Genomic DNA, 10,305 nt, shown 5'->3' with positions numbered 1-10,305 from the left:
CGGAAATGTACGGGATGTTCCCCCGCCTGAAAGAGCGCGAGAACACCGCAGCCGGCGTGCTATCCGGTGGCGAGCAGCAGATGTTGACGTTGTGCCGTACGCTGATGGGCGACCCGGATCTGATCCTCATCGATGAGCCCACCGAAGGACTTGCGCCCAAGCTCGTGGCGCTGGTCGGCGAGTATCTGGAGGCGCTCAAGGAGCGTGGCGTGTCGGTGCTGCTGATCGAGCAGAAGCTCGCCATTGCGCTCGATATCTCGCAGCGCGTCTATGTCATGGGGCACGGAAACATCGTATTCGAAGGCACGCCAGGCGAGCTGAAGGCCAATGCGCAGGTGCGTAAAGAGTGGCTGGAGGTGTAGCGCTGCTTTTCGCCTGTTATGGACCCCTTGTAGAGCCTCTTGTTGCATAACGTATCGCCGTCCGCAGACCGTACTCGAATTGCCGCCCGAAAATATGAGCCACATAGATTCTGTCGCCGGATGCCGGCCCGTTAGTGGCCCCTGCATTCCTCAAATCCGCCTGTATCAGGACTGGCTGCGTCAAACCCGCGGCCTCTCGTTTGATTCATACGCAGCACTCTGGCAATGGTCGGTCTCGGATCTCGACGCGTTCTGGGGCAGTGTCTGGGCCTTTGGTGGCATGCAATCGCCGACGCCATACAGTGCGGTGCTGGCCGAGGAGCGCATGCCGGGCGCGCGCTGGTTTCCTGGTGCACAGGTGAATTACGCGCACCAGGTGCTCCGACACGTGGATGCTGCGCATGCGGCGGGCATGGCCGCTATCGTTAGCGAGGACGAGAAGGGGCGGACCCGAGAACTGAGCTGGCCCGAACTGAAGCGACAGGTGGCCGCGCTTGCCGTGACCTTGCGCGAACAGGGTGTGCAGCGTGGCGATCGCGTGGTGGCGTACTTGCCTAACGTTCCTGAAACGGTGGTGGCGTTTCTCGCGTGTTGCAGCATTGGCGCGGTCTGGAGTGTGTGCGCGCCTGACATGGGGCTCCAGGCTGTGATCGACCGGTTCCGTCAAATCGAACCGCGTGTGTTAATCGCCGCTGATGGGGTCCATTACGCGGGCCGACCGATGGACCGCAGCCAGGTTGTGTCCTCGCTGCGTGCGGCGCTCCCTGCAGTGCAGACGCTGATTGTGCTGGAAACATCGTACGCGGTATCCCGCGTAGCAGATGCACTCAGCTTCGCCAATGTGGTCGCACGCGACGATGCGGCTGCTTTAGCGTTTGTCCCCGAGTGGTTGGCGTTTGACCATCCGCTGTGGGTGGTTTACTCCAGCGGTACCACGGGCCTGCCCAAAGCCATCGTGCAGAGCCACGGCGGTGTATTGGTGACCGCGCTGAGTGTGATGTTGCACACCGACCTTGGCGCGAGCTATAGCAGCAACAATCGTGGCGAGCGATTCCACTGGTATAGCTCTACTGGCTGGATCATGTGGAATGTGCAGGTCTCGGCGCTGCTCGCCGGCACGACGATCTGCCTTTACGACGGCTGTCCCAGCGGCAGCAAGGAACATCCGGACTGGGGCGTGCTGTACCGGTTCGCCGCGCGTCACAGGGTCACCGTTCTCGGTGCCGGCGCGGCTTTTCACGCTAACTGCATGAAGGCAGCGTTGTCGCTGGCGGATTGCGGTGATCTCTCGCGATTGCGCGCTATCGGCACCACTGGCTCGCCGCTGCCCGAAGACGTGCAGCGCTGGGGCACCGCGCAATTCGCCACGATCGGTACACAGGACATCTGGTGGCTCAATATCTCCGGTGGCACCGATTTGTGCGGTAACTTCGCCACGGGCAACCGCGAACTGCCGCAGGTGCCGGGACGGATGCAGTGCCGGCAACTCGGGGCCGCCGTCGAGGCGTGGGACGACGCAGGGCAACCGGTGATTGGCGAAGTGGGCGAGCTGGTGTGTACCCGGCCCATTCCCGGCATGCCTCTGCATTTCTGGGGCGACGAGGGCAATGCCCGCTACCTTTCCAGCTATTTCGATGTCTATCCCGGCGTGTGGCGTCACGGCGACTGGCTAAAGATCGAAGCCGATGGCGCATGCATTATCTATGGCCGCAGCGACGCCACGATCAACCGTAGCGGTTTGCGCATGGGCACAAGCGAGATCTATGCCGCGGTCGAGGCGTTGCCGGAAGTACTCGATTCGATGGTGATCGATCTCGAGTATCTCGGGCGCGAGAGCTATCTGGCGCTGTTTGTGGCGCTGCGTGATGGCATCACGCTGGATGCCGCGCTGGAATCGCGTCTCGCGGCGGCGATCAGAACCTCGCTGTCGCCACGCTTCGTGCCGGATCAGATTCTGCAGGCACCGGAAATTCCGCGCACCTTGTCCGGCAAGAAGCAGGAGGTGCCGATCAAGAAGCTGTTTCTCGGTCATGCGCTGGAGAAGGTTGTCAATCGCGAGGCTATGGCGAATCCGCAATGTCTTGACTGGTACGTGCAGCAATCGGCCTTGCACGCGGCGCGTCGTCGGGGTTAGGGCCGGTACTTTCCCAGAAGGTGCGGGGCGGTCCAAGAAGATGGACACTCCGCTGTCGCATGGATACGATCAGTTTTTGGTCAACACGCCGGACATGACGATATGCGAACCGATCCCGCTTCTTGCCTTCCTGACGACCTCGATCACGCACTACTGATAGGCCGCGTCTGGCGCCCTGCGCCGGTTAATGGACCGTCTGTCGTGGTAGTGCGTGCTGGCCAGGTCTTCGATATCACATCAACTGTGGCTACAACGGCCGATCTGTTCGACCGGGCCGATGCTGTGCAAATCGCCCGGGACGCGTCCGGCGAGGCGTTAGGCACGGTCAGTGCGCTGCTAGAAGCGAGTTTCGCGCCGGCTGATCACGCAGGCCCAAAACTGCTCGCGCCATGCGATGTGCAGGCCATCAAGGCGTGCGGAGTGACATTCGCGGTAAGCCTGCTTGAGCGCGTGATCGAAGAACAGGCTGCCGGTGATGCGACAAAAGCTGTCGAAGTGCGACGAACGATCACCGAACTGATTGGCACGGATCTCGCGAAGATCAAGCCAGGCTCGGACGCTGCGATGCGACTTAAAACGGAACTCGAACGGCGCGGCGCGTGGTCTCAATACATGGAAGTGGGTATCGGGCCGGACGCCGAAGTGTTTTCGAAATCGCAGCCAATGTCTGCTGTGGGGCAGGGTGCTGATGTTGGTCTGTATCCTACCTCGGTGTGGAACAACCCGGAGCCGGAGATTGTGCTTGCCGTGAATAGCGCAGGTCAGATTGTCGGCGCGACGCTGGGTAACGATGTGAATCTGCGCGATATCGAAGGCCGTTCGGCGTTGCTGCTGGGCAAGGCAAAAGACAATAACGGCTCGTGCGCAATCGGTCCGTTTGTGCGTCTGTTCGATGAGCGCTTTACGCTCGACACGGTGCGCGCGGCGAGTTTGTCACTGCGTATCGAAGGTGCGGACGGCTTCGTGCTCGATGGCGTGAGCCATATGCAGGAGATTAGCCGTGACCCGGTTGATCTCGTCGCGCAGACTTGCGGAGAACATCATCAGTACCCCGATGGTTTCATGCTGTTCCTCGGCACGATGTTTTCACCGATCAAGGATCGCGATGCCGCCGGTGCGGGCTTTACGCATCATCTCGGTGATGTGGTGACGATCGCGACGCCTTCGCTCGGGGCGTTGGTCAATACGGTGCAGCTTTCGACGGCCATTCCGCCGTGGACCTTCGGCGTGAGGGCACTGTATAAGAATCTGGCAAAACGCGGGCTGCTCTGAATTCCTGGCAAAGCGTAATTCCTGGTAGGGAGGCGGCCATGCAGCAAGGGGACGTGATCGAGGCGTTGCTTAAGGCGCTTGGTGCAGAGGTGGTGACGCTGCCGGAGCAGTTCGGCGCACGGCAGGTCGTGGACTGGAGCGGTTTGCCAGGCGCGACGCCGCGCGCCATCATCCGGCCGCGCAACACGGATGAAGTCGCAGTGGCGTTGCGCATCTGCAATCAGTATCGGCAGGCCGTTGTCGCGCAAGGCGGGTTGACGGGGCTTGTGGGCGGCGCGAATCTGCTCAATGGCGAGTTAGCGCTGAGTCTCGAGCGGATGAATCACATCGTCGAAATCGACCGCATTTCAGGCACGATAACGGTCGAAGCCGGTATGCCCCTCCAGGTCGTGCAGGAGGCCGCGCTCGATGCCGGTCTTTATTTCCCACTTGATCTCGGTGCGCGTGGCAGTTGCACGATAGGCGGAAACCTTGCGACGAACGCGGGGGGTAATCGCGTCATTAAATACGGAATGATGCGCGACCAGGTGCTGGGCCTCGAGGCAGTGCTGGCGAGCGGCGAGGTAGTGGGCGCGTTGCACAAGATGATCAAGAACAATAGCGGTTACGATCTACGAAACCTGCTGATTGGCAGCGAGGGCACGCTCGGTGTCATCACGCGTGCTGTGCTGCGTCTGAGGCAACGCCCCCGTGCGGTCGCGACTGCGTGGTGCGCGCTGCCGTCATACCCTGCGGTGACGACGCTGCTCGAAGAAGCCCAGGCGGGGCTCGCGGCTGGCGTGTCCGCATTCGAGGTGATGTGGGCCGGCTATTACGACGCTGTGCTCACGAATCTGCCGAGCCTGCGTCCGCCCGTGAAGGAGCGGTTTCCGTTTTACGTGCTGCTTGAGAGCGTGGGTGGCGATCCGGTGCGGCACACGCAAGCGTTCGAGGAATTTCTCGGCGGTATGCTTGAGAAGGAGATCGTTGCCGACGCTGCGTTGGCGACGTCGGAGGCCGACGCGCTCGCCTTCTGGGCGATTCGTGATGCGCCAGGCGAGTATCCGAAGTTCATTCCGAACCATGCCGCGTATGACGTCAGCTTTTCAGTCAGCGATGTCGGTGATGTCGCCGCGCGCTGCGACATGCGCCTGCGTGAGCGCTGGCCACAGGCGCTGGTGATGATTTATGGCCACCTTGGGGATGGCAATCTGCATATCGTCGTTGATGTGCCCGGTTCAGGGAAGACGTTGCATGGTGAGATTGATGACGTGATCTACGATGTGACGCGCGAATTTCATGGGTCGGTTTCCGCGGAGCACGGCATCGGCACGAAGAAGAAGGCGTATCTCGGGTTCACGCGGAATGATGCGGATATCGCCGCGATGCGAGCTATCAAGGTGGCGCTGGATCCGAATGCGATTTTGAATCCGGGCAAGATCTTTTGACGGAACTGTCGATGGGGCCCGCCTGTTCTGGATCGTGACGATGGCTCCTGCGGATATCGAGGGGGTGTACGTGAGAAAGATGCTTGTAAGCGTCGGTTGTAGCGTGGTGCTCTGCGCATGCAGCACGGGCAGCGCGCCGCCGCTGCCGGCCCAATCGGCGACGAATCTGCTGGTGTCCTCCGCTGGGGTCTACAGCGGCGTCTTCTCCACGAATGTACCCGTTACCCTGCTCTCGCTTTATAACGGATCGGCTTACCTGTTCTATCAGAGGCCGGTGGCGGCCGTGATTGTCGTGACGAACGGTCAACAGACAGGCAACGGACAGTTCACAGGCACGGCCGCCACGCAGTACACCTTGGCGCCGAACGCGGCGGCATCGCCGGTGCAGGTGCAGATTGATTTCTCCCGATCGCCGAATGTGAGCGGCACGATCACCGCGCCAGGCAGCGGCACTGCTCCCATGACTTTCTCCGCGGCCCCCAAGCCGATGCTCGGACAAGGGCCCGGTCTCGCGGCGATTGCGGGCGAGTACAACGGACAGATGGGCTCGATGCAAAGCACAGGGTCCGCGCAAATGCTCATCGCGGGTGACGGATTGCTAGCCGGTAGCATGTCGGGTGGTTGCGAGTTTCGCGGCAAAGTGACACCAGACAGTGGCGTCAACGCATACAGTGCATCGGTCACGTTTAGCGGGACGGGCTGTGCCGCACCGAACACCACGGTCACTGGATCGGCGTTGGTCGATGAAAGCCGCTTGCTGATCGCGTTGCCGAAGCCGGATCGCTCCGATGTGGTCGTGTTCGATGGCACAAAGTGAGCTGCCCAGGCATTGATGCAGCGCTGGAAGCCGGACGATCACGCGTACTGCCGCCTCAGCAAGTTGACCGTTCCGACTTTGGCGTTAGCGGGAACCGATGATGTCGTGTACTGGCCGCACAGATCGCCCGAGCGAGTGCAAAACGGAATTGTCGATGCGTCTGGACACTTCCGACTGCGCGAGCGCTTATTGAGCAAAGTTCGCATACGCGGGATTTACACGCGCTTCCTTTATACGCTGTGCCGACACTTCTGCACGATCCTCCGGAGCCGAGGGATACGACGTCTTCTCATCTTCGGCCGTCGTGCCGTTCAGGAACGAGCGGTAAAGGTCGGCTTGACCTGAGCACGCGTGAGACCTTCCGAAGCAGTCTGGGCGGGGGCAGCATGCGCCGCAGTAGCGAGGAGCGTGACGGTGCCGGCAAGCAGCAGAGTGGCGAGATTGCGTTTCATGGTGGGCAGCCTTTTAGCAAAGTACAAGGGACGGTTCGTCGCCGCATACATACCCAGCCCGAGCTGTTCATTCAGGTAGTCCGTTTGCGTGCCGACTATCCGTTGATGTTCGAGGCGTTGGTCAATCTCGTTGACAATGCCATCAAGTTTGCGCGTCAAGGCGGAAGGGTGGTGATTGGTGTGCGTCAAAGTCCGGATGGTCCTCGGATCACGGTCGTCGACGACGGTCCCGGCATCCCGGCCGACGAGCGGGTCGCCGTGCTGCAACGGTTCTATCGTAGCGAACGCACACGCGATGTGCCGGGTTCGGGCCTTGGGCTGTCGGTGGTGCAGGCGGTGGCCCACCTGCATGATTTCAGGCTGATTCTGGCAGATGCGAATCCGGGCACCTGTGTCGTGCTTAACTGCTGGCGACCGCCTTGCGGCGCCGTATGGTAGACGCCGGATGCAAGCTGAGAGTGGAGACGGTGCCGCGCGTGGGTTACCGCGCGGTGTCAGGCGGCCTTATTCCGACTGAGCCTGCTGAAGATAGTCCTCAAGGTTCTTGACGCGAGTCGCCGTCAGATCTGTGAGGCATTGCGAGCGATTCACCTTGGCCCATTGCGGCGCGCCGCTGCTCAAACTCATGCGGAAGTCGCACTCGGCGTTCCGATAGGCGAGCCAGGCTTGTTGCCCAGCAATGAAGTCCGTGTGCGGTTTGATGCCGCGTTTCGTATCGTCACGCAGTGTGCCGAGCAACTTCTGAACCATGTCGTTCAACTGCTGATCCGTGGCGGCACGGACCTTCTCGGCGCATTCGAAATTCGCTTGTGCGCTCGCCAGACCGGCGCCTCCCGGCGGATGATTGCAGTCAGCCGCCGAAGCGGCTAACGGCAGCAAACACAGGAGGGCGGCGGCGTAGTGCGAGCGTTTCACTTCAAGTCCTTCGAATGACGATTACCGGTCGAGGAACGACTTGAGGCGGTCTGCGCGGCTCGGGTGCATCAGCTTGCGCATGGCCTTGCTCTCGATCTGGCGAATGCGCTCGCGTGTCACGTCGAACTGCTTGCCGACTTCTTCAAGCGTATGGTCCGATTTGGTGTCGATGCCATAACGCATGCGCAAGACTTTCGCCTCGCGCGGCGACAGCGAGTCCAACGCGTCGTCAATGGCGATGCGCAAATCGGCCTGTACCGCAGCTTCCGCCGGCGATGTAGCCGCGGAGTCTTCGATCATGTCGCCAAGGGTCGCATCACCATCTTCGCCCATCGGCGTTTCCATCGAAACCGGCTGGCGAGCGATCTTCAGAATGCTACGGACCTTTTCTTCCGTCAGATCCATCCGCGCCGCGAGCACCGACGGATGCGCTTCCTGACCGGTCTGCTGCAGGATCTCGCGCGAAATGCGGTTCAGCTTGTTGATGGTCTCGATCATGTGCACCGGCACGCGAATCGTGCGTGCCTGATCGGCCAGCGAACGTGTCACCGCCTGACGCACCCACCACGTTGCGTACGTGGAGAATTTCCAGCCGCGGCGATATTCGAACTTGTCGACCGCCTTCATCAGACCAATGTTGCCTTCCTGGATCAGATCCAGGAACTGCATGCCACGGTTGACGTACTTCTTGGCGATGGAGATCACGAGACGCAGGTTTGCCTCGATCATTTCGCTCTTGGCCTTGCGCATCTTTGCTTCGGCCGCGACCATTTTGCGGTTGATGTCCTTCAACTGCTTCAGCGGCAGCGAGACGGTCGCTTCAATGGCGATCAGCTTTTGCTGTTCGGCCTGAATGGCCGGCAGATTGCGCTCCAGCGCGGCGCCGAATTCCTTGGACTTGGCGGCCATGCGCATGGTCCAGTCCAGATCTGTTTCGTGGCCGGGGAACGTTTCGATGAACAGTTCGCGCGGCATGCCGCTCTTTTCCAGCACGATTTGCTGAACGCGGCGCTCGATAGCGCGGACTTGCGTGACCTGGTGGTGCACATCGCCACACAGCCGGTCAATCGTGCGCGCGGTAAAGCGCAGGGCTGCCAGTTCTTGCTGAATGTCTTCGCGTGCGCGCAGGTGGGCCTTGGACGACGTCGCGTCCTTGGCGTGCAGCGAGTTGACCTCGTCGAAGCGCGTGCGAACACGGGCAAAGGTCTCGAGGCAATCGCTCGTGAGCTTTTTCAGGCGCGCTTCATCTACGGCGTTCGAGTCCGCCGGAATGTCGTCGTCGCCGTCGCTATCGTCGCTGTCGTCGCTATCGGTGTCGAGATCTGCCGCGGCTTCGACGCCTGCGTCCGATTCCTCTTCCGCAGCCGTGTTTTCGTTCAGGCCGTCGACCAGTTCGTCGATTCGCAACTCACCTGCCGCGATTTGATCCGCGCTGGCCAGAATGGCTGCGACTGCCGACGGACATGCCGCAATCGCCTGAACCATCTCGTGCAGACCGTCTTCGATGCGCTTGGCGATGGCGATTTCGCCGGCGCGCGTCAGCAGCTCCGTGGCGCCCATTTCGCGCATATACATACGCACGGGGTCGGTGGTGCGACCGAATTCGGAGTCGACGGTCGACAGCGCAACTTCCGCTTCTTCGTCCGCCTGGTCGTCCGTGACTACCGGCGAGTTGGCGTTGAGCAGCAGCGCTTCCGCATCGGGGGCCGTCTCGTAGACCGCCACACCCATGTCGTTGAAGGTGGCGACGATGGTTTCCATCGCCGCGGTTTGCGCGAAGTTGTCGGGCAGGTGATCGTTGATCTGCGCGTGCGTCAGATACCCGCGCTCCTTGCCCAACTGGATCAGCGCGCGCATCTGGCGTTGCTGCTCTTCGATTTGCTGCGATGTTTCGGCAGCAACCGGGATCGCTTTACCCGCGCCCTTGCCTTTGGCGGTTCGCCCAGCAGGGGCCTTGATTGAGTATCCGGCAGTGTTATCTGCGGAATCGTCCCGATCGAAAGGATTCAATGTCTTCTCCTCGAAGGCTTCGCTATGAGGCGCAAGACGCGACGCTCAGGCGTTTCGGCTAGGCCGCAACATCACCTGAGTGATACGTGCGGCTGGATTGTCTATGCTCGCAAAGAGCGAAAAGATTGGCCCGCTCGAAGCGGGCCCATAGAGACGCGCAAAATTCGCGCGGCCAGCGATTATATACGAACTATGGGTCGCGCTCCTCTCCCTCGTGAAGATAAATGTTGAAAATGGTCAACTGGTGTGCGCCCTGGGGGCAGATCACCCATGGTGAGGGATGGCCGGCTGCTGCAGTAGATTGTCGCAATACACCGCCGTGTGTTTGATATGGGGTTCATCGCGAACTTCTCAACACCTGATTTGCAGATGACGCGTCGCCATTGGAGCGTGCGCGCTACGCGACATGACTATATGTAGGGCGGAAGTCGTGCTGCGCGGATGCATACGCTTCGCGATGATCCACGGGGAGAGCGCCTTGATCTACGTACAGAAAGATTTTCGCGAAAGGGGGTTGACGGCGAGCAAACCGCATTCCATAATTCGCCTCCCGTCAGATGAGGGACGCGAAGAAAGCAGAGCTTCTGAGCGGATTGATCTTTAAAAATTAACAGCCGATAAGTGTGGGCGCTTGATGCGAGACGCGTGCGGTGAACTCTTCGGGGTTTGCTGCAAAAGCGAAAGTATCAAGTCTCACACAGTATTAGAGGAAGGTTTGAGCAATCAAATCATCGTCAGTACGTTGAGTGAGCGACCGGGTTCGAAAGAGCCCGAAAACAGTAACAGGAATTGAACTGAAGAGTTTGATCCTGGCTCAGATTGAACGCTGGCGGCATGCCTTACACATGCAAGTCGAACGGCAGCACGGGAGTAATCCTGGTGGCGAGTGGCGAACGGGTGAGTAATACATCGGAAC

General features: G+C 60.5%; 8 protein-coding genes and 1 rRNA gene. 7 read left to right on the top strand and 2 right to left on the bottom strand.

The features are described from left to right. From WCA85_RS09430 to WCA85_RS09405, 6 genes are all read left to right on the top strand, one after another. Positions 1–362: ATP-binding cassette domain-containing protein (locus WCA85_RS09430; protein WP_424063156.1), on the top strand; the 362-nt coding region annotated here is incomplete at its 5' end. 94 nt (positions 363–456) lie between these two features. After that, positions 457–2,496 (top strand): acetoacetate--CoA ligase, encoded by a 2,040-nt coding sequence (locus WCA85_RS09425; RefSeq protein WP_424063154.1) that lies wholly within the window; start codon positions 457–459, stop codon positions 2,494–2,496. A gap of 102 nt (positions 2,497–2,598) precedes the next feature. Next, on the top strand, positions 2,599–3,768 hold the full coding sequence (locus WCA85_RS09420) for a fumarylacetoacetate hydrolase family protein (protein ID WP_424063153.1): 1,170 nt from the start codon (positions 2,599–2,601) through the stop codon (positions 3,766–3,768). Positions 3,769–3,806: 38 nt separating this feature from the next. Beyond that, positions 3,807–5,195 carry an FAD-binding oxidoreductase gene (locus WCA85_RS09415; protein WP_424063151.1) on the top strand — a complete coding sequence of 463 codons (1,389 nt, stop codon included), beginning with the start codon at positions 3,807–3,809 and terminating at the stop codon, positions 5,193–5,195. 70 nt (positions 5,196–5,265) lie between these two features. Then, positions 5,266–6,012, top strand: a complete 747-nt coding sequence (locus WCA85_RS09410; RefSeq protein ID WP_424063149.1) for a hypothetical protein — start codon at positions 5,266–5,268, stop codon at positions 6,010–6,012. A 386-nt stretch (positions 6,013–6,398) separates the two neighbouring features. Beyond that, on the top strand, positions 6,399–6,902 hold the full coding sequence (locus tag WCA85_RS09405; RefSeq protein ID WP_424063148.1) for a sensor histidine kinase: 504 nt from the start codon (positions 6,399–6,401) through the stop codon (positions 6,900–6,902). A 66-nt stretch (positions 6,903–6,968) separates the two neighbouring features. Here the strand turns inward: WCA85_RS09405 and WCA85_RS09400 are convergent, their stop codons facing one another. Both WCA85_RS09400 and rpoD read right to left on the bottom strand, forming a co-directional pair. After that, positions 6,969–7,379 (bottom strand): lysozyme inhibitor LprI family protein, encoded by a 411-nt coding sequence (locus WCA85_RS09400; protein WP_424063146.1) that lies wholly within the window; start codon positions 7,377–7,379, stop codon positions 6,969–6,971. A 21-nt stretch (positions 7,380–7,400) separates the two neighbouring features. Then, positions 7,401–9,389: an RNA polymerase sigma factor RpoD gene (gene rpoD, locus WCA85_RS09395; RefSeq protein WP_424063144.1), complete on the bottom strand. Its 1,989-nt coding sequence runs from the start codon at positions 9,387–9,389 to the stop codon at positions 7,401–7,403. A gap of 791 nt (positions 9,390–10,180) precedes the next feature. Between rpoD and WCA85_RS09390 the strand changes: the two genes are divergently transcribed. Further along, positions 10,181–10,305, top strand: a 16S ribosomal RNA gene (locus WCA85_RS09390); the annotation flags it as partial.

This window comes from Paraburkholderia sp. (assembly GCF_049581445.1).
GTDB lineage: Bacteria > Pseudomonadota > Gammaproteobacteria > Burkholderiales > Burkholderiaceae > Paraburkholderia.
The sequence above is the reverse complement of the archived record's forward strand: the minus strand, read 5'-3'. Positions and strand labels throughout refer to the sequence as shown.